Here is a 19750-nt window from a genome sequence, read left to right as displayed (position 1 = left end):
CGACCACCGAATCCTAGTGTTGCGGAGAGCGAAATGTCGATCCTCTGACCGAAACAGGCTCGCGTGCAGGTCAGTCCTCGTCCGCTCATCATCCACCGGACGCGCTCCCGGGAGGCAGCTGCGTGACACGTACCGAATCTCCGGCGATGCGGCCCTTCGACCTACGGACCACGCGCCTGCGCAATCGGGTCGTGTTCCCGGGACACACGACGAACTTTGGGGTCGACTCCCTGCCGACGCAGCGCCACCGCGACTATCTCTCCCGCCGCGCCCGAGGAGGCGCCGCGATGGTCATCACGGAAGCCGTCCGGGTCCACCCGACCAGCGCCGGCCGGGACAGCACGCTCGGTTCCTACCATCCCGACGTGGTGCCGACCTTCGCCGCGCTCGCCGATGCGGTCCACGGCGAGGGCGCCACCCTTCTCGCCCAGTTGATGCACGCCGGGCGACAGGCCGCCGGTGACAGCGAGCGCACGGCAGCCTGGTCGGCCTCGGCCGTGCCGTGGACGTACGGCGGTCCGGTTCCTCACGTGATGACGGTCCAGGACATCGCCGTGGTCACCGAGTCCTTTCGGACTGCCGCTCGTCGGATGGCCGAGGCCGGGCTCGACGGAGTCGAGATCCACCTCGGACACGGGCACCTGCTCCAGCAGTTCCTCTCGCCGGCCACCAACCGGCGCGATGACGGCTACGGCGGCGCCCTCGAGCGCCGGATGCGGCTGACCCGCGAGGTGTTGGCCGCCGTCAGCTCGCAGCTGCCGGACTCGATGCTGCTCGGCGTCCGGATCAGTGCCCACGAGTTCCTGCCCGGAGGGTTGGAGCCCGACGACGTCGTGGAGATCGTCGACCGGCTGCGCGCGGACTTCCGCATCGACCTGCTCCACGTCAGCCATTCGGCGTACGTGGGGCAGCCGTCGTTGAGCACCCAGATCGCCGACATGAGCCATGGTCCCGCGCCCTACCGGGAGTTCCCGCGCCGGTTCAAGCAGGCGTTTCCTGAGATCCCCGTGGTCGCCGTGTGCCGTATCGACGACCTCACGATCGCCGACGACCTCCTCGAGGCCGGTGACGCCGACCTGGTGGCACTCGCCCGAGCTCAGATCGCCGACCCCGATCTGGTTCGCAAGACCGCCGGAGGCCGGGCCGACGAGGTGCGCCGCTGCCTGGCGTGCAACCAGGCCTGTATCGGCCGCATCGAGCACAACCTTCCGCTGTCGTGCGTCGCGAATCCGGCTGCCGGCCAGGAGCGGATCGATCTCGAGCTGCGCGAGCGAGCCCGGGGCGAGCGACGATCCGTCCTCATCGTCGGTGCTGGTCCCGCCGGTCTCCAGGCGGCGGTCACCGCCGCCCGGGCCGGCGCCCGCACGGTACTCATCGAGGCACGCGACGACGTCGGAGGTCAGCTCGGCAGTGCTCGGACCCTCGCGGGTCGCGAGCGGCTGGGCGTGCTCGTGGACGACCTGTACGACGAAGCGAGGCGTCGAGGCGTCGACATCCGGCTCGGGGTGGAGCTCGCCGGAGCCGGCCCGGCGGCCGCGGACGGCCCTGACCCGCGCGACTTCGATCACGTCGTGCTTGCGACCGGTGCGACCTCGCGCCGCCGGCCGTTGACCGGCGTCACGAAGCACGGTGTCGACGTCCTGGACGGCGAGACCGCCGCCGCGGCGCTCGGCGCCGGGGAGTGGTCCGGCCGCCGGCGCCGCGTCGCGGTCGTCGACGACGAGGGATCCTGGATCGCCGCCGGCCTGGTCGAGGCCCTCGGCCGCGACGGGCATCGCGTCCACCTCGTCGCGCCGGCGCCGCAGCTCTTCGGTCGGGTGACGCTCTACAGCCGGGTCGGCCTCCTCGGCCGGTTGGAGGCGCTGCCCGTCTCCAGCCACCTCGCCCGCCGGCCCGTGTCGGTCACCGCCGGCGGCCTCGTCCTGGTTGACGCCGTGGGCGGGAGCGGGTCGGTGGAGGTGCTGAGCGACGTCGACCTGGTCATCGACCTGCCCGCGAGGGAGGCACGCACCGGCGTGCGGGTGGCGCTCGAGGAGTCCGGGCTCGGGCCGCGCGTGCTGGTCGTCGGCGACGCCCTCGCGCCCCGCTCCCTGGTCGAAGCCACCTACGAGGCCCACCGTGCCGTCCTGCACGCCTTGGCCGCCGCGACGCCGTCGCCCCCTGCCCCTTCCCCTGTCCGATGACGCCCCGACCGACCGCGAGGAGCCCGCGATGCCCGACATCTCACCCGACGACCCGATCCGGCTCGATGGGCTGGTGGCCCTCGTCACCGGCGCCAGTGGCGGCATCGGTGACCGCGCCGCCCGGCTGCTCGCCGAGCGCGGCGCGCGCGTCGCCCTCGCCGACCGCGATGCCGACGTGCTGGCGGAGGCCGGGTTCGACGCCGCCAGCTCGGTGCACCGGCTCGACCTGGTCGCGGACGGTGCCCCGGACCGCGTGGTGAGTGAGGTACTCGCCCGGCACGGTCGTCTCGACGTACTGATCAACAGCGCGGGGGTCAACGCCCGCTCCGCACCTGCGGTGACCTCGCGCGAGGAATGGGCCCGCGTGCTGGAGGTCAACCTCTCCGGGACGTTCCGGATGATCCAGGCGGCGTACGACGCCTTGCGGGCCTCACCCGCCGCGGCCGTCGTCAGCCTCACCTCCACGGCGGCTGCGGTCGCCGTACCTCAGAACGCGGCCTATTCGACCTCGAAGGCCGGCCTGGTGCACCTCACCCGGGTGCTCGCCTCGGAGTGGGCGGCCGACGGGATCCGGCTCAACACGGTGGCCCCGACGATCGTGGCCACCGCCATGACCGCGGCCGTCCGCGAGGACCCTGTCTACATGGCCGAGAAGCTCGCCTCGATCCCGCTCGGACGCATGGCCAGCGTCGACGACGTCGCCCAGGCGATCGCGTTCCTGGCCTCGCCCGCCGCCGGGATGGTGACCGGTCAGACGCTGTTCGTCGACGGCGGTGTCACGACCCGTTGAGGGGAGCTGCCGATCGGCGGGATCGGCCCGTGGTTCGGGGCCGTCCCGTTACGTCTGTGTAAGAACTCGCGCCGAGGGTCTTGACGGCGGCCAGGAAAACGGGGTTCAGTGTGAACCCGTAAGAGGAACGCTGTTTCGTTCGGCGGAACAAACTCTCGGGCTACACAGAGGAGAAGACATTGAGACGTGGACTGAGGAGTCGCGTCGGTCGTGTGGCGGCCGGGCTGTCGCTGGCGCTCGTCGTTGCCGGATGCTCCGCATCGAACCCGGGCGACAACGAGTCCAACGGCGGTGACGACACCCTGATCGTGGCCGCGGTGAACGTGCCGGGCGGGTTCGACGGCGACGTGATCACCCCCGGGACGCAGCACACGGTCACGCAGATGTACGAGCCGCTCGTGGGCTACGGGGTCAAGGACGCCGGCGACGGCGCCCGCGAGGTCGACGCCACGGTCATCGAGCCGCGCCTGGCGGAGTCCTGGGAGTTCGCCGAGGACGAGCTGAGCGTCGTCTTCAAGCTGCGCGAGGGCGTCGAGAGCAACTGGGGCAACGAGCTCACCGCGGAGGACGTCAAGTGGAGCTGGGACAAGTCCAAGGACCAGGGCCGCACCGGCGCCTTCATCGGTGAGGTCTCCAACGTCGAGAGCCTCGAGGTCGTCAGCAAGTACGAGGTGAAGTTCAACCTCACCGATCCGAGCCCGATCCTGCTGCGCGCACTCACCCTCTACACCCCGTCGATCTACGACTCGACGAAGATGAAGGAGAACGCCACGAACGAGGACCCGTGGGCCCTCGAGTGGATCAAGACCAACAGCGCGGGCTTCGGCCCGTACTACGTGGACGAGGTCAAGTCGGGCAGCGAGGCCGTCTTCAAGGCCAACCCGAACTACTACGGCGACGAGCCGCACTTCACGACCGTCGTCTACCGCTCCGTCCCGGACGCCTCGACGCGCGTGCAGCTGCTGCAGGCCGGCTCCGTGGATTGGATCGAGGAGCTCACCTTCCAGCAGCTCAACGAGCTGGAGGAGAGCGACGGCGTCAAGGTGCAGTCGGTGGCGGGGAACTTCCAGGCGCGCGCCCTGATGAACCCCAACTACGAGCCGTTCAAGGACAAGCGGGTGCGCCAGGCGATCAACCTCGCCACACCGCACGAGCAGATCCTGAACAACGTCTTCGCCGGGCGTGCCCAGCAGAGCCGTGGCCCGCTGGTCTCCACGGTCCCCTGCTACGACGACAGCCTGTGGGCCTACGAGACCGACGTCGACAAGGCGAAGGCGCTGCTCGCGGAGGCCGGGCACCCTGATGGCATCGACATCACGCTCGAGTACTCCGGCCTCAACTGGTGGGAGGAGCCGCTCGGGATCCAGCTCAAGGACGGGCTCGCGAAGGCCGGCATCCGGGTCGACCTCAAGCGCATCCCCGACGCCGACATGACGGCGCGCGCCGCGATCACCGAGCGCGATCTGCCGTTCTTCACCTTCTACGAGCAGTCGATCGTCCTGGACCCGGGCTACAGCATGCTGCTGACCTCGACGCCTGATGGCTCGGCCGACCGTAACGCCTACGACAATCCCGAGCTGACCAAGCTGATCCAGCAGGCCAACGTCATCACCGACGAGGAGCAGCGCTGCGACCTGATCAAGCAGGCCCAGAGGATCCACCTCGAGGACGCCTCGTGGATCTACTCGGCCGAGATCGGTGGCCACGAGGCCATGGGCGAGGACATCGAGGGCTGGGTCTGGCACCCGGACAACCACGAGCGCTGGGCCGACCTCAGCCGCTGACCACGCCGCTGCGGCGGACCCTGGTGGAGGGGCCGCGGACCGACGACACGTCGGTCCGCGGCACCCCACCGGATGCACGACAACTTCTCGAAAGCTCCTGAAAGGTGGCAGAGGACGTGGGCAAGGGACTTGGCCGCTACCTGCTCTATCGGATCCTGTTGCTGATCCCGCTGCTGTTCGGCGTCTCGATCCTGACCTTCCTGCTCGTCCGGCTCGGCGACTCGAGCCCGGCGGTCATGGTGGCGGGACCGACGGCGACGTTGGAGCAGATCGAGGACATCGAGGCCGAGATGGGACTGGACCGCTCCCTCCCGGAGCAGTACTGGACGTGGCTGACCAACGCGGCGCAGGGCGACTTGGGCACGTCGTGGATGTCGAACCGGCCCGTCACCGAGGAGCTGTGGGAGAAGCTGCCCATCACTCTGGAGCTGATCGGCTTCGGAATCGTGGGGGCCATCATCTTCGGTGTCATCATCGGTATCGCCTCGGCCGTGCGTCAACGCGGCCTGGTCGACCAGGTGCTGCGCATCGTCACCCTGGCCGGCGTGTCGATCCCCATCTTCTGGGGCGCTCTGCTGATGATCGCCTTCTTCTTCACCGTACTCGGCTGGGCGCCTGCCCCGCTGGGCCGGGTCGAACGCGGGCTCGAGCTGCCGCCGCACATCACCGGCATGCTGGTCTTCGACAGCCTCGTCAGCGGCTACTACGCCACGGCCATGTCGGCGCTGGCGCACATCGCGCTGCCCGCGCTGACCATCACCTTGATCACCGGAGCGACCATCGCCAAGCAGGCACGGGCCGCCATGGTCGAGACGCTCGGCAGCCCGGCCGTGCGCTACGCCCGAGCCTGCGGCATGTCCGAGCGGGGTGTCGTCTGGCTCGCGTTCCGCAACGCGCTGCCCGATCTGATCGGGTTCTTCGGGATCACCTTCAGCCTGGCCCTGGGCGGAGCCGCGATCTCGGAGCTCATCTTCTCCTGGGGTGGTCTCGGACAGCTCGGGCTCGAGGCCATCACCAACGCCGACTTCGCCGTCGTGCAGGGCTTCATCCTGGTCATGGGCCTCCTGACCGCTGCCATCTACCTGATCGCGGACCTGCTGGTCGCCGCGATCGACCCGAGGGTGAAGCTGCAATGAGCACTCCGCCGAACGACAAGGCCGCAGCCTCGGCCCGCCCGATGCCGGACGCCGGGACACCTCCCGCGCACGTCGACCACGACCGGCCCGGCCGCCCGAAGGCGGCAGCGCGCGGACTGTGGCGGTTCATGACGTCCAGCATGGCGGCCTTCACCGGCACCACGATCGTGCTCGCGTTCGTCGTGGTGGGCGCGCTCGCCGACGTACTCGTGCGCACCGACCCGCTCCAGGTCTTCGGCAGCGACCTTCTCCACCCGCCCAGTGCGGAGCACTGGTTCGGCACCGACGGCAACGGCATGGACGTCTTCGCACGCACCATCCACGCGATCCAGATCGACCTGGTCATCTCAGTGACGGCCGTGGCGATCTCGATCGTCGTGGGCGTCGCGCTCGGCCTGGTCGCCGGCTACCGCGGCGGCTGGTTCGAGATGGTGCTGCTGCGGGTGATGGACGTCCTCCAGGCGTTCCCCGCACTGATCCTCGCCCTGGCCGTCGTCGCCGCGTCCCAGGAGTCGATCGCAGCGGTCATCTTCGTGATCGCGCTGCTCGACATCCCGGTGTTCATCCGGATGACGCGCGGCCAGGTGCTCAGCCTGCGCGACGCGATGTATGTCGAGGCGGCTCGAGCGACCGGCAACAAGCCCTGGCGCATCATGTGGCGTCACATCATGCCCAACACGCTGCCGCCGCTGATCATCCAGACGGCCGTCCGGCTGGCCTGGTCAGTGATGATCGTGTCCTCGCTGGCCTTCGTCGGCGTCGGCATCCAGGTGCCGACGCCCGAGTGGGGCGCGATGATCCGCCACGGCTCGGCGTACGTCACCTCCGGGCAGTGGTGGCCCTCGGTCTTCCCCGGCCTCGCCCTGATGCTGCTCGTGCTCGGCTTCAACCTCCTGGCGGATGCCATCCAGGATCACCTCGACCCGAGGAAGGACTGAGAGTCGTGGCCCTTCTCTCCATCAAGGATCTCCGGGTCCACATCGACACCCCGAACGGGACGGCTCACGCCCTCAACGGCGTGAGCATCGAGGTCGGAGAGCACGAGATCGTCGGACTCATCGGCGAGACGGGCGCGGGCAAGTCGCTGACCGCCTGGTCGGTGCTGGGACTCCTCGGTCCGCGCGCCCGCGTCGTCGACGGCACTGCGTCGTTCGAGGGCGTGGACCTGCTGACCATGCCCGAGCGCCGGCGCCGACGCATCCGCGGCAAGGACCTCGCCGTCATCGTGCAGAACCCGCGCGGTGCCCTCGACCCGCTGCGCTCGGTGGGCCGCCAGATCGCCATGACCAACCGCCGGCACCGCGGGACCGGCAGGGCGACGGCCAAGCAGAACGCGATCCAGGCTCTTCGCGACGTCGGGATCTCCGACCCCGCGCGCCGGGCCAAGGCCTTCGCCCACCAACTCAGCGGCGGCATGGCACAGCGCGTGCTGATCGCGCTCGCCATGATCAACGAGCCCAAGCTGATCATCGCCGACGAGCCCACCACCGGCCTCGACCTGACGGTGCAGGCGCAGATCCTCGACCTGCTGCGTGCCCGGGTCGACGCCACCGGCTCGGCCGTCCTCCTGATCACGCACGACCTCGGCGTCGTGGCGAACTACTGCGACCGGGTCGCGGTGATGTTCGCCGGGCGGATCGTGGAGGAGGGCACGGTGGCCCAGATCTTCGGCAATCCGCGCCACCCCTACACCCGGTCACTGGTGGCCGCCAGCCGCGAGACGCTCGACGAGGAGGTCTCCGACGAGGCCGACCGCTCCGAGCCGCCGAACCTGGTCGACCTCCCCGCCGGCTGCCACTTCCGGCCGCGCTGCCCGTTCGCCGTGGACGCGTGCGCGACGCCGGTGCCGCTGGTGGACGTGGGTGGCGGGCACCGCGCCCTGTGCCACTTCCCCGAGGAGCTTCGCAAGCAGCAACGTAACGACCTCGACCGCGCGGAGGTCGGCGGAGGAGTGGGTTCATGAGCGAGCACATCGAGGCGCGGGGCGTCGTCAAGTCCTTCTCCGTACGGGGATCGCGCTCCCTCGTCAAGGCGGTCAACGGCGTCGACATCGTCATCCCCCGTGGGAGGACGCTCGGCCTGGTCGGGGAGAGCGGCTCGGGCAAGAGCACCGTCGGTCGCTGCCTGCTGCGTCTGTTGGAGCCCACCGCCGGCGCGATCCGCCACGGTGGGGAGGACATCCTCGCGATGAGGCCCGAAGCGCTGCGCCGTCACCGGGCGCGGGCCGCGATGGTCTTCCAGGACCCCTACGAGTCGCTCAATCCGCGGATGCGCATCCGGTCGCTCGTCGAGGAGCCGCTGATGCTCCACACCGACCTCGGCGCGTCCGGCCGACGGCGCCGGGCGGGAGAGCTGATGCGAATGGTCCGCCTCGAGGAGTTCCACCTCGACCGCTACCCTCACGAGCTCAGCGGCGGCCAGCTGCAGCGCATCGGCATCGCTCGCGCACTGGCGACCGAGCCGGAGTTCCTGGTCCTCGACGAGCCCACGTCCTCGCTCGACCTCAGCGTCCGCGCCGGCGTGCTCCGGCTGCTCAAGCGACTGCAGCGTGAGCATCAGATCACGTTCCTCTTCATCTCCCACGACCTCACGACCGTGGCCGCGATGTCCGACGAAGTGGCCGTGATGTATCTCGGCACGGTGATCGAGCGGGGCCCGGCCGCCGAGGTCCTCGGCAACCCCCAGCACCCGTACTCCCAGGCGCTCCTTTCCGCCGCCTTGTCGGTCGACCCGGGCGAGCGCCGTACCCGACACGTCCTGGAGGGCGAGACGCCGAGCCCGGTCGACATCCCGTCGGGTTGTCCGCTGGCTCCGCGGTGCCCGCTGCAGCGCGACGACTGCCGGGGCGCCCTACCCCCGCTGCACGAGATCTCCCCCGGGCACGGCGCGGCCTGCGTCCGCGTCCCCGAGGGCACCAACCAACTCCCGGCCACCGCGCCGTTGCCCATCGTCACTGCCAGTTGAGGAGCACCACCTGATGGCCCACCCCTACGCCCATCTGTTCGAGCCGATCCAGATCGGGCCGAAGGTCGCCAAGAACCGCTTGTGGATGACCGCCCACAGCACCCAGCTCGTGAAGGACCACAATTTCACCGACCGGCACGTCGCGTACTACGCCGAGCGCGCCAAGGGGGGCGTCGGCGTCATCACGATGGAGGCGATGGCGACCCACCCGACCACCCAGCCGTACGCGGGCAAGATCCATGCCTTCGACCCGGCGGTGATCCCCAACTACAAGTTGCTCAGCGCCGCAGTCCATGAGCACGGCGCCCTGCTGCTCGCGCAGCCGTGGCACCGCGGCCGCGAGACCAACGGCGTCGTGAATCGGCTGCCCGTATGGGCTCCCTCGGCCATCCCGGACACCGTCTACCGCGAGATGCCGCACGCGATGGACGAGGAGAACATCAACGAGATCCTCGAGGGCTACACCCTGGCAGCCCGCTACGCCGCCGAGGGCGGCCTCGACGGGGTCGAGGTGCACGGCCTGGCCCACGGCTACCTGCTCGGGCAGTTCCTCTCGCCGGCGACGAACCACCGGACCGATCGGTATGGCGGCTCGGACGAGAACCGACTGCGGATCGTGCTCGACATCATCGAGCGGACTCGTCGCGAGGTCGGGGCCGACCTGATCGTCGGCGTGCGGATCAATGGCGACGACGGTGAGGTCGAGGGCGGCCTGCGGACCGAGCACTGGGCGAAGATCGCGCGCTCGATCGCCGACACCGGTCTGATCGACTACATCTCGGTCACCCAGGGCACCTACCAGAACCGGATGCTGATCTACCCCACGACTCCGCGCGAGCAGGGCTACCAGATCGAGGCCACGCGACAGATCAAGCAGATGGTCCCCGAGCTGCCCGTCGTGGTGGCCGGCCGGATGACGTCGCCGGAGAAGGCGGAGTACGCCATCGCCAGCGGTGCCAGCGACATGGTCGGCATGGCCCGGACGCTGATCGCCGACCCCGAGTGGCCCAACAAGGCCCGTGAGCAGCGCGAGACCGACATCCGCCCGTGTGTGGGCGCCAACCACTGCATGGCCTCGATCGTGAGTGCTCCACTGGCCTGCATCCACAACCCGGCCGTCGGCCGGGAGGCGGAGCTGGGCACCGGCACCCTGGCGATCACCGACCGGCCGAAGTCCGTTGCCGTCGTCGGTGGTGGCCCGGGCGGCATGCGCGCCGCGCTGACGTTGGCCCAGCGGGGCCACGAGGTGACGTTGTTCGAGAAGGGCACCGAGCTGGGTGGCCAGGTCAACTGGATCGCCCGCTCGGAGAGCTACAGCGAGTGGGGCAGCATCGCCGGCTGGCTCATCAGCCAGCTCGGCACCACCAACGTCAAGGTCGAACTGGGTGTCGAGGCCACGGTCGAGTCCCTGACGAAGGGCGGCTTCGACTCCGTCGTCGTCGCGACCGGGTCCACTCCGCTGCGGACCGGCTGGAGCGTGAACCACCCGGCGCGGTGGGCGAACCCCGAGGGCCTTCCGGGCGTCGACCAGTTCAACGTGGTCACCGCGCAGGAGGCGCTGCAGAACCACGCCGAGCTGGGCCCGAACGTGATGGTCTTCGATGACATCGGCGGCCGTCAGGCTGTCGTGGTCGCCGAGCACCTGCAGGCCAACCGGCACCAGGTCGAGCTGGTCACCACGCTCAGCTCGATCGCACCCGAGCTCTCGGCGACCCGCGACGTGGGCTGGGTGCACCAGCGGCTCCGGACGGCGGGCGTGGTCTTCACTCCCAACCGCGAGGTCGACTCCATCGACGAGGACCGGGTCGGCCTGCGCGACGTCCACACCGGTGAGATCGAGGTCCGCGAGCCGGTCGATTCCGTCGTGCTGGTGACCGGAAGCAGGGCCGAGGACGCCCTGTTCCACGGCCTGAAGGAGGCCGGTGCGGAGGTGCGCGCGATCGGGGACTGCGTGTCCCCGCGACGAGTGTTCAACGCCATCTGGGAAGCCGAGCTGGCTGCCCGCGAGATCTGAGGAGAGAAGACGCATGTCCAAGGTGACCTACGAGTGGAAGTACGACACGTCCGGCAAGGAAGCGCTCGACGAGGTGCGCGCCCGGCGCGGCTTCACGCTTCCCGTGCACGAGGTCATGGCCTCCGTCGACCCGGAGATCCTGCGCGCCTACAACGCGCTGGCCGGCAACCTGATCTTCGGCCCCGAGCCGCGCCATCTCGACCTGAAGACCCGCTTCCTGGTGCTCGTCGGCATCACGACTGCGGTCAAGGGCGACCGTGAGGGCGTGGAGTGGGCGTCGCGGAACGCGATGAAGTACGGCGCCAGCGAGCAGGAGGTCCTCGAGGCGATCCTGCTCTCGGGGCTCCCCGGCGGCATGCCCACCGTGGAGGCGGCCACCATCGCCTTCGCCGAGATGCTGCAGGGCAAGGGCTGGGTCGAGCAGGGCAGCGACGAGGAGCCCGCGACGGCTGCTGAGGCAGACGCCTGATGCCCTTCTCGTTCGACGCCGAGGTCCTGTCGACCGACGGGACCGCGACGCCACGGCGGTTCCCGGTGGACCGCATGTACAACATGGGGTCCGCGACGCGTGATGCCCAGGTCGCGGTCCACCACCAGAAGGAGGTCGCGGACGCGGGCGTCAAGATCGCCTTCGACATCCCGGCCCCGCGGATCTACCCGATCACCCCGCAGGCACTGACGACCGGGAGCAGCATCGAGGTCCACGGCACCCGCACCTCGGGTGAGGTGGAGATCGTCCTGGTCGTGACCGGCGACGAGGTCCTGGTGGGCGTCGGATCCGACCACACCGACCGAGACCTCGAGCGGGTCAGCATCGTCTACAGCAAGCAGACCTGCCCGAACATCCTGGCGCCCCGGCTGTGGCGGCTCTCGGAGATCGCCGACCACTGGGACCAGTGCATCCTCGAGTCGTGGGTCGACGGCCGGCTCTACCAGCAGACCCCGACGGGGACCTTCCTGTCGCCGGAGGACCTGCTGAGGGTCCTGCGGGAGCGCGCCAACCCGCCCGAGGCCGACTTCGTGCTGTACGCCGGCACGATCGTCGCGCTCGACGGGAGGCTCGACTACGGCCAGGAGTGGTCGTTCCGTCTGTACGACCCCGTGCTGGACCGGGAGATCACCCATACCTACCGGCTCGAGCAGCTGATGGCGGAGATGGTCGACGGCTACCGCGTGCCGCTCACGGTCGAGGCCGGGTGAGCTGAGGCATGTACGGGAGCAGGGCACGCATCGGTCTGATCGTCCCCTCGACGAACTCTGTCGTCGAGCCCGAGCTCACCAGCCACGCACCGGAGGGTGTGGCGTTCTACGCCACCCGCGTCCCGGTCGCGGAGGTCGCCACCGAGGCCGAGAAGGTCGCGAGCATCGTGGCGATGCGTGACCGGCTCCCGGCGGCCGCGGCCGAGCTGGGTTCGCTGGGCCCGGCCGCGGTGGGCTACGCCTGCACGTCCGGCAGCTTCCTCGAAGGACGCGACGTGGATGCCGACACCTGCGCCGCGCTGTGCGTGGCGAGCGGCGTGCCGTCGTACACGACGTCGACGGCGATGGTCTCCGCGCTGCGCGCCCTCGGGGTGCGCCGCCTGGCGGTGGTCACGCCCTACATCGCGCCGGTGGCCGGGGGCGCGGTCGACTACCTCGAGCAGAACGGCATCGAGGTGGTCGGCCGGGCCGACCTCGGACTGCTGAGCAACCTGGACAAGGGTCGCCTGCCGGTGTCCGCGGCCGAGGAGCTGGTTCGCCAGGTCGACCTCTCGGCGGCCGAGGCGGTCATGATCAGCTGCACGAACTGGCGCACGCTCGACCGCCTGGCCGCGCTCGAGCGGGACATCGGCTTGCCCGTCGTCTCCAGCAATCTCGCCACGCTCTGGGCAGGCCTGCGCCTGGCCGGTGTCGCCGAGGGCGGACCAGACGTACGGCTGATGGGTATGCCCGGCGACGATCTCCGCACCCGGCTCGGGTCATGAGCGGTGCGGACGGTCCCCTCGTCGGGCGCCACGTGGTGCGGGCGGGGGGCAGTACGGTGCACGTGCGGGCCGTGGCGGCGAGCTGCGAGAAGGCTCAGCAACCACCGTTGGTCCTGGTGCACCAGTCGCCGTTGTCCTCGCGACGGTTCGAGCCGCTGCTCGCCGAGCTGGCGTCGTGGACCTCGGCGCTGGCGCCCGACACCCCCGGCTACGGGGACTCTCCCCGCCTGGCCGTCGAGACCTCGGTCGAGGACCTGGCGGCCACACTGTGGGGGGCCGTCGACGAGCTCGCACCGGGCGCCGTACGTCTCCTCGGCCGCGCGACCGGCGCGGTCCTCGCCGCGCAGATGGCGGCGTCGCGACCGCAGCGGGTCCAGCACCTGGTGCTGCACGGCGTTCCCCTGTACACCCCGCAGGAGGCCGCGTCGCGGCTGCGCGACTTCGCGCCGCCCTATGTCCCCGACGACGAGGGGTCCCACCTGGGCTGGATCTGGCGGCGACTGCGGGCGGAGTATCCCTGGGCGCCGCCCGCCCTGGTGACGTCCTTCGTCGCCGACTATCTGGCCGCGGGCCCGGACTTCGCCACGGCGTACCGCGCGATGTGGCGCTTCGACCTCGACACGGCACTGCGCCGCATCGAGGAGGGCGGCATCCGCACCACGCTCATCGCCGGTGGTCGAGATCGCATCGGCTTCATGCACGAGCGTGCCCGCGCCCGGATCACCTGGGCCGACGAGCACGTGCTGTCCGAGGCGACCGACTTCGTCGCCGAGCAGGACCCCGCCGGCTTCGCCCGGTTGCTGAGCGAGGTCTTCGCCACACGCGGGGCGAGTCGTTGACGGCGCCGAGCGCGCCGACGTACCCTCATCATCCCACTAGCGGAACGCTGTTCGCCTCAGCGGAACAACTGCGAGCGGCGAGCGAACTCGCCGGAGAAGGAGAGACCCGATGCAGCACGGACCCCTGACCGGGATGCGCGTGATCGACGCGTCGACGATCCTGGCCGGCCCACTGTGCTGCCAGATCCTCGGCGACTTCGGCGCAGAGGTGATCAAGGTCGAGCACCCGACGGCCGGCGACAGCATGCGCGGCCACGGTGAGTCGAAGGATGGGATCGCGCTGTGGTGGAAGGAGATCTCGCGCAACAAGCGCACGATTGGACTCAGCCTGTCCGATCCCGACGGCGCTGCGGCGTTCCGGGCGCTGGCGAAGACGGCCGACGTCATCGTCGAGAACTTCCGCCCGGGCACGCTCGAGCGCTGGGGGCTCGCACCGGAGGTGCTGCGTGAGGAGAACCCCGGTCTCGTGATCCTGCGGATCACCGGCTTCGGCCAGACCGGGCCCTACGCCTCGCGCGCCGGCTTCGGCACGCTCGCCGAGGCGATGAGCGGCTTCGCCCACCTCACCGGGCAGCCCGACGGTCCGCCGACCCTTCCCGCGTTCGGTCTGGCCGACAGCATCTGCGGCATCGCCGGCTCCTCCGCGGTCTCGATGGCACTGCTGGCCCGCGAGCGCAACGGCGGCCGCGGTCAGGACATCGATGCCAACCTGCTGCTTCCGATCATGACTGCGGTAGGCCCGGGGGCGACGTACTTCCAGCAGAACGGCACGATCGGCCAGCGGTACGGCAACCGGTCGACCAACAATGCGCCGCGCAACACCTACCGGACCGCCGACGGCTCCTGGGTCGCGATCTCCACCAGCGCCCAGCGGATCGCCGAGCGCGTCCTGGAGCTCGTGGGACATCCTGAGCTCATCTCCGAGCCGTGGTTCGCCTCGGGCCACACCCGTGCCCAGCACGCCGATCTGCTCGACGGGTACGTCGGCGAGTGGATCGAGAAGCGGACCCGGGACGAGGTGGTCGCGGAGTTCACCGCCGCCGGCGCCGCTGTCGCGCCCGTGTACGACGCTCGCGACCTCGCCGAGGACGAGCACGTGCGTTGCACCGGCATGCTCCACACGGTGCCCGACGAGGACCTGGGCGACGTGCTCATGCACGACGTGATGTGGCGGATGTCGGAGACACCGGGAGCGATCCGGTTCACCGGCCGCCCGATCGGCGCCGACACCGACGCGGTCCTCATCGGCGAGCTGGGGCTGGGCCCCGACCACGTCGCCGACCTGCGCCGACGCAGCGTCGTCAGCTGACCGCCACCCCGCCGCCGCACACCCGCGACCCACTCCACGAGAAGACGAAGGACAACACCACGTGACGACCGCGAGTCCATCCCGTGCCCCCGCGCCGCTGCTGGCGGCCCTGAGCGACGGGGTCGAGGTCTTCGACCTCGGCCGGCAGTACTCGGTCGGCATGCCGCAGTCGCCGAACCACCCGGCGTACTGGCACGCCCTGCCCCGCCGCCACGGTGACGTGGTGCGCAGCGACGGCGGCTCGGCCGCCAACGACATGATCAGCATGGGCACCCACGTCGGCACCCACATCGACGCCCTCGCCCACGTGTCCCACGAGGGCAGGCTGTACGGCGACCTCCGGGTGGACGACGCCCTCATGGGCGGCCGCTACGCCGAGCTCGGCGCGCACACGATCGCCCCGATGGTCTGCCGGGGCGTGCTGCTCGACGTCCCCGCCGCCCTCGGCATCCCGCACGGATGCGAGGCCGGCTACGAGATCACCCGGGCCGACCTCGAGGCCACCGTGGAGAAGCAGGGCACCCGCCCCGCGGAGGGGGACGTCGTCCTCATCCGCAGCGGCTGGGGTCGGCTGTTCACCGAGGGCGCCCCGTACGTCGGCGGCGAGTCGGGTGTCCCCGGGGTCGGGGAGGACGGGGCGCGCTGGATCGCCGAGCACGACGTCCGCGCGGCCGGCGCCGACACCATCGCCTTCGAACGGCTTGCGCCGGGTGCCGGCCATGCTGTGCTGCCCGCGCATCGGGTCCTCCTGGTCGAGAACGGCGTCTACATCGTCGAGGCGATGGACCTCGAGGCGCTGGCCGCGGCCGGTCACCACGAGTTCCTCTTCGTCCTCTCCCCGCTGGCGCTGTACGGCGCCACCGGCTCGCCCGTGCGCCCGCTGGCGGTGGTCTCCCGTGGGTGACCTGAGCACGGGCTCCGCCGAGCGGACCCTCGCACAGCGGGTGGGCCGCTTCGCCGCGACCGCCGCCCGCGACGGCGTACCAGAGGACGTCGCCCGCAGCGTCGTGCAGCGTGTCGTCGACGTGCTCGGCCTGTGCGTCGCCGCGCGGTCGCTGCCCACCAGCGAGGCCGCGATCAGCCACGCCGTCGACGCCGGCGGCGCCGAGCGCGCCACGGCGGTCGGGGTCGGCCGCCGGCTCCCCGCCCCGGCGGCCGCCTTCGTCAACGGCGTCCTGGCCCACTCCCTCGACTACGACGACACCCACCTGCCGTCGGTCCTCCATCCCAGCGCCAACGTGGTCCCGGCAGCGCTGGCTGCTGCCGAGGACGCAGGAGCCTCAGGCGAGGAGGTCGTCCGGGCCGTGGCCGTCGGGCTGGAGGTCGCCGTACGCCTCGGCATGGCCGGATACGACGAGAAGCTCGGCAACTCCGTCTTCTTCGAGCACGGCCAGCACGCGACGTCGATCTGCGGTGCGATGGGCGCCGCCGTCGCGTCGTCGCTGGTGCTCGGTCTGGACGAGGAGGGCGTCGTGCACGCCCTCGGACTGGCGGCGTCCCGCGCCTCCGGCATCCTCGAGGCCAACCGCACCGGTGGCACCGTCAAGCGGCTGCACTGTGGCTGGGCGGCGGAGTCGGGCGTGAGCGCTGCGCAGCTGGTGCGCCGCGGATTCACCGGGCCGCCGTCGGTGCTCGAGGGTCGCTTCGGCTTCTTCGAGTCCTGGCTGCACGGCTCGCGGATCGACTACGACGCCGTCAGCGCCGATCTCGGCACGAGCTGGGCGGTGCCGGACATCTTCTTCAAGCCGTACCCGGCCAACCACTTCACCCACGCCGCGGTGGATGCCGGCATCGAGCTGCGCGAGCGCGGCGTGCGGCCCGCGGACGTCGTCCGGTTGCAGCTGGGCGTCCCGGGTGCGGCCCTGCGCACGATCGGCCAGCCGATCGAGGTCAAGCGAGCCCCGGACACGGGCTACCAGGCCCAGTTCAGCGGACCGTACGCCCTCGTGGCAGGCCTGCTCGGCGGGGGTGGGCTCGGGGTCGCGCTCGGCGACTACACCGATGAGCTCGCGACAGACCCGCTGCGGCGGACGCTGATGGCGAAGGTCGACGTGGTGACCGATCCCGACTGTGACGACATCTTCCCCCACCAGTTCCCGGCCAAGGTGGTCGCCGAGCTCACGGGAGGACGCACCGAGGAGGTGGCGATCCTCGCCAACCGCGGCGGCCCGCAACGTCCGCTCAGCGACGAGGAGCTGGCGGTGAAGTTCCGTGAGAACGCCTCCGGCGAGCTCGCCGCCCCGGTGGTCGCCGAGATCGAGGCGCGCCTGCGCGAGCTGCGCTCGCTGTCCTCGGTGAACGACCTCATGAGCCTGTTCGTCCCCACCCCGGCACCCCGCGCCTGAGCGCGGCGACGCCGAACATCCACGATAGGAAGGCGATCACCCGATGGATCTGCTGATCAAGAACGTCCGCGCCGTCACTCCCGACCGAGCCGAGCCCGTCGTCGCCGACATCGCCGTCGCCGGTGGCCGGATCGTCGAGATCGGCCCGGACCTCACGCCGGCCGACGACACCCGTGTGGTCGACGGCGGTGGCCGCCTGGCCTTCCCCGGCGTGGTCGACGCCCACCAGCACTGGGGCATCTACAACCCCCTGGCCACGGACGCCGCGATCGAGAGCCGTGCCTGCGCCCAGGGCGGTGTCACGACCGGCATCACCTACATGCGGACCGGGCAGTACTACCTCAACAAGGGCGGCGAGTACGCCGACTTCTTCCCCGAGGTCCTCTCGACCACGGAGGGCGAGGCGTACGTCGACTACGCCTTCCACCTGGCGCCGATGATGAGCCGGCACATCGAGGAGATCCCCGACCTCGTCGGCGAGCACGGCGTGACGTCGTTCAAGGTCTTCATGTTCTACGGCAGCCACGGACTGCACGGCCGCTCGGCGGACCAGAACTCCTTCCTCATGATTCCCGAGGGCGAGCGCTACGACTATGCGCACTTCGAGTTCGTCATGCGCGGCGTTCAGAAGGCGCGCGAGCAGTTCCCCGACATCGCCGACGAGATCTCGCTGTCCCTGCACTGCGAGACCGCCGAGATCATGGCGGCGTACACCAAGCTGGTCGAGGACGCCGGCGAGCTGACGGGGCTGGAGGCCTATCACGCCAGCCGCCCGCCGCACTCGGAGGGGCTCGCCATCAGCATCGCGTCGTACCTCGCGCACGAGACCGGCCTGCCGACGATCAACCTGCTGCACCTGACCTCCCGGAAGGCCGTCGACGCCGCACTGCGGATGGCTCAGGCGTTCCCGCACATCAACTTCCGCCGCGAGGTCACCGTCGGACATCTGCTCGCCGACATCCACACCGCCAGCGGGCTGGGCGCGAAGGTCAACCCGCCGATCCGTCCGCGCGAGGACGTCGAGGCGCTCTGGGAGTACCTCATCGACGGCAAGATCGACTGGGTCGTCTCGGACCACGCCTGCTGCAAGGACGAGATGAAGTTCGGCGACGACCGCGACGACGTGTTCGTCGCCAAGTCGGGCTTCGGCGGCGCGGAGTATCTGCTGGCCGGCATGGTCACCGAGGGCACCAAGCGGGGTGTCCCGCTCGGCCGCATCGCCGAGCTGATCTCGAAGAACCCCGCCGAGCGCTTCGGTCTGCGCACCAAGGGTGCCCTCGCTGTCGGGTACGACGCGGACATCGCGCTGGTCGACGACAACCGCCCGTGGACGGTGCGAGCCGAGAGCTCCGAGTCGGCGCAGGAGTACACACCGTTCGAGGGCTTCGACATGACCGCGAAGGTCACCGACACCTTCCTGCGCGGCCACCAGATCTTCGGCGACGACGCCATCCTCGGCGAGCCGACCGGCCAGTATCTCGCGCGTCCCGTCGTCCGGGGCTGACCCTGATGCTCACCCCGCTGGCGCCGGCCCGCAGCTACCTCTACGTGCCTGGCGACCGTCCGGATCGCTTCGCCAAGGCAGCGGCCAGCGGTGCTGATGCCGTTGTCCTCGACCTCGAGGACGGAGTCGGCCAGGCGGGGAAGGACGCGGCCCACGAGGCGGTGGCGGCGCACCCCAGGACCTCGGGTCCGCAGTGGTGGGTCCGTCTCGACCCGGCCCGCCTCGAGGACGGTGCTCGATCGGCGGCCCAGGAGGGCACGGCCGGGGTCTTCGTGCCGTCCGCCGAGCCGGAGCTGCTGGCGCGCGTCGATCAGCTCCTCACGAGGGTCGAGGCCGAGCGCGGGGTGCGGGCGCTTTCCGTCATCGGGTTGGTGGAGACCGCCCGAGGCGTCGCCGAGGTCCGTTCCCTGGCCGCCGCGCCCCGTGTGCACCGGCTCGGGATCGGCGAGGCCGACCTCGCTGCCGAGCTGGGCATGCGCCCCGACCCGGAGCGGCACGAGCTGTGGGCGATCCGCAGCGACGTCGTCGTCGCGAGCGCGTTGGCGCGCATCGCCGCGCCGGTCGGTCCGGTCCAGATCGACCTCTCCGGCCTCGAAGCCCTCGCGTCCTCGACCGCCCTGCTGGTACGCCAGGGCTTCGCCGCGCGCACCCTCGTCCATCCCAACCAGGTGTCGATCGTGCACCGAGCTTTGGCGCCGACCGAGTCCGAGCTCATCGATGCCCGCGCCGTGGTGGCGGCGTTCGAGAACGCGCAGGGTGCCGGCACAGGGGTGGCGGTCGATGCCGGTGGGAGGCTGGTCGACCTCGCCGTCGTACGGTCGGCGCGGGCGGTCCTCGCCCGTGCCGCACTCGACCGGAAACGTTGATCGGCCACGGCCAAGGTGGACGGGGGGACCCGACCCCACGTGATCGCGCGGA

Annotated in this window: 17 protein-coding genes; all 17 read left to right on the top strand. The window is 70.6% G+C overall.

Features of this window, described 5'->3' with window-relative positions:
- The first annotated feature begins 146 nt into the window (after positions 1–146).
- Positions 147–2183: an FAD-dependent oxidoreductase gene (locus RB608_RS10515; RefSeq protein WP_308087821.1), complete on the top strand. Its 2037-nt coding sequence runs from the start codon at positions 147–149 to the stop codon at positions 2181–2183.
- A 28-nt stretch (positions 2184–2211) separates the two neighbouring features.
- Positions 2212–2973, top strand: coding sequence for an SDR family oxidoreductase (locus RB608_RS10510; protein WP_308087819.1), 762 nt, complete (start codon positions 2212–2214; stop codon positions 2971–2973).
- 212 nt (positions 2974–3185) lie between these two features.
- Complete coding sequence (locus RB608_RS10505) at positions 3186–4757, top strand: ABC transporter substrate-binding protein (protein ID WP_308087818.1); 1572 nt, start codon at positions 3186–3188, stop codon at positions 4755–4757.
- 116 nt (positions 4758–4873) lie between these two features.
- On the top strand, positions 4874–5893 hold the full coding sequence (locus RB608_RS10500; protein WP_308087817.1) for an ABC transporter permease: 1020 nt from the start codon (positions 4874–4876) through the stop codon (positions 5891–5893).
- Positions 5890–6831 (top strand): ABC transporter permease, encoded by a 942-nt coding sequence (locus RB608_RS10495; RefSeq protein WP_308087816.1) that lies wholly within the window; start codon positions 5890–5892, stop codon positions 6829–6831. The genes RB608_RS10500 and RB608_RS10495 overlap by 4 nt, the downstream gene beginning before the upstream one ends.
- A gap of 5 nt (positions 6832–6836) precedes the next feature.
- Positions 6837–7856: an ABC transporter ATP-binding protein gene (locus tag RB608_RS10490; RefSeq protein ID WP_308087815.1), complete on the top strand. Its 1020-nt coding sequence runs from the start codon at positions 6837–6839 to the stop codon at positions 7854–7856.
- Positions 7853–8857, top strand: coding sequence for an ABC transporter ATP-binding protein (locus tag RB608_RS10485; RefSeq protein ID WP_308087814.1), 1005 nt, complete (start codon positions 7853–7855; stop codon positions 8855–8857). The genes RB608_RS10490 and RB608_RS10485 overlap by 4 nt, the downstream gene beginning before the upstream one ends.
- Before the next feature lie 13 nt (positions 8858–8870).
- Positions 8871–10871, top strand: a complete 2001-nt coding sequence (locus tag RB608_RS10480; RefSeq protein WP_308087813.1) for an FAD-dependent oxidoreductase — start codon at positions 8871–8873, stop codon at positions 10869–10871.
- Positions 10872–10884: 13 nt separating this feature from the next.
- The gene (locus RB608_RS10475) at positions 10885–11340 is read left to right on the top strand and encodes a carboxymuconolactone decarboxylase family protein (protein ID WP_308087812.1); all 456 of its coding nucleotides are present in this window, start codon (positions 10885–10887) and stop codon (positions 11338–11340) included.
- Positions 11340–12071: a DUF2848 family protein gene (locus RB608_RS10470; protein WP_308087811.1), complete on the top strand. Its 732-nt coding sequence runs from the start codon at positions 11340–11342 to the stop codon at positions 12069–12071. The genes RB608_RS10475 and RB608_RS10470 overlap by 1 nt, the downstream gene beginning before the upstream one ends.
- Positions 12072–12079: 8 nt before the next feature.
- Entirely contained in the window at positions 12080–12835 is a 756-nt protein-coding gene (locus tag RB608_RS10465; protein ID WP_308087810.1) for a hypothetical protein, read from the top strand.
- A complete protein-coding gene (locus RB608_RS10460; protein ID WP_308087809.1) occupies positions 12832–13674 on the top strand; it encodes an alpha/beta fold hydrolase in 843 nt (280 codons plus the stop codon). The genes RB608_RS10465 and RB608_RS10460 overlap by 4 nt, the downstream gene beginning before the upstream one ends.
- A 109-nt stretch (positions 13675–13783) precedes the next feature.
- On the top strand, positions 13784–14983 hold the full coding sequence (locus tag RB608_RS10455) for a CoA transferase (RefSeq protein ID WP_308087808.1): 1200 nt from the start codon (positions 13784–13786) through the stop codon (positions 14981–14983).
- A gap of 61 nt (positions 14984–15044) precedes the next feature.
- Entirely contained in the window at positions 15045–15887 is an 843-nt protein-coding gene (locus RB608_RS10450) for a cyclase family protein (protein ID WP_308087807.1), read from the top strand.
- Positions 15880–17328, top strand: a complete 1449-nt coding sequence (locus RB608_RS10445; protein WP_308087806.1) for an MmgE/PrpD family protein — start codon at positions 15880–15882, stop codon at positions 17326–17328. Before RB608_RS10450 ends, RB608_RS10445 begins: the two co-directional genes overlap by 8 nt.
- Before the next feature lie 43 nt (positions 17329–17371).
- On the top strand, positions 17372–18832 hold the full coding sequence (locus RB608_RS10440; RefSeq protein ID WP_308087805.1) for a dihydroorotase family protein: 1461 nt from the start codon (positions 17372–17374) through the stop codon (positions 18830–18832).
- A 5-nt stretch (positions 18833–18837) separates the two neighbouring features.
- Positions 18838–19698, top strand: coding sequence for an aldolase/citrate lyase family protein (locus RB608_RS10435; RefSeq protein ID WP_308087804.1), 861 nt, complete (start codon positions 18838–18840; stop codon positions 19696–19698).
- Positions 19699–19750 lie beyond the last annotated feature (52 nt).

The organism is Nocardioides sp. LHD-245 (genome assembly GCF_030929495.1).
In the GTDB taxonomy this organism is placed as follows: domain Bacteria; phylum Actinomycetota; class Actinomycetes; order Propionibacteriales; family Nocardioidaceae; genus Nocardioides.
The sequence above is the reverse complement of the archived record's forward strand: the minus strand, read 5'-3'. Positions and strand labels throughout refer to the sequence as shown.

Bases quoted from the DNA above. Each gene is read 5' to 3' on its own strand.
- RB608_RS10515 (WP_308087821.1), top strand. From the start codon at position 147: ATGCGGCCCTTCGACCTACGGACCACGCGCCTGCGCAATCGGGTCGTG.
- RB608_RS10510 (WP_308087819.1), top strand. From the start codon at position 2,212: ATGCCCGACATCTCACCCGACGACCCGATCCGGCTCGATGGGCTGGTG.
- RB608_RS10495 (WP_308087816.1), top strand. From the start codon at position 5,890: ATGAGCACTCCGCCGAACGACAAGGCCGCAGCCTCGGCCCGCCCGATG.
- RB608_RS10485 (WP_308087814.1), top strand. From the start codon at position 7,853: ATGAGCGAGCACATCGAGGCGCGGGGCGTCGTCAAGTCCTTCTCCGTA.
- RB608_RS10480 (WP_308087813.1), top strand. From the start codon at position 8,871: ATGGCCCACCCCTACGCCCATCTGTTCGAGCCGATCCAGATCGGGCCG.
- RB608_RS10475 (WP_308087812.1), top strand. From the start codon at position 10,885: ATGTCCAAGGTGACCTACGAGTGGAAGTACGACACGTCCGGCAAGGAA.
- RB608_RS10470 (WP_308087811.1), top strand. From the start codon at position 11,340: ATGCCCTTCTCGTTCGACGCCGAGGTCCTGTCGACCGACGGGACCGCG.
- RB608_RS10465 (WP_308087810.1), top strand. From the start codon at position 12,080: ATGTACGGGAGCAGGGCACGCATCGGTCTGATCGTCCCCTCGACGAAC.
- RB608_RS10460 (WP_308087809.1), top strand. From the start codon at position 12,832: ATGAGCGGTGCGGACGGTCCCCTCGTCGGGCGCCACGTGGTGCGGGCG.
- RB608_RS10455 (WP_308087808.1), top strand. From the start codon at position 13,784: ATGCAGCACGGACCCCTGACCGGGATGCGCGTGATCGACGCGTCGACG.
- RB608_RS10440 (WP_308087805.1), top strand. From the start codon at position 17,372: ATGGATCTGCTGATCAAGAACGTCCGCGCCGTCACTCCCGACCGAGCC.
- RB608_RS10435 (WP_308087804.1), top strand. From the start codon at position 18,838: ATGCTCACCCCGCTGGCGCCGGCCCGCAGCTACCTCTACGTGCCTGGC.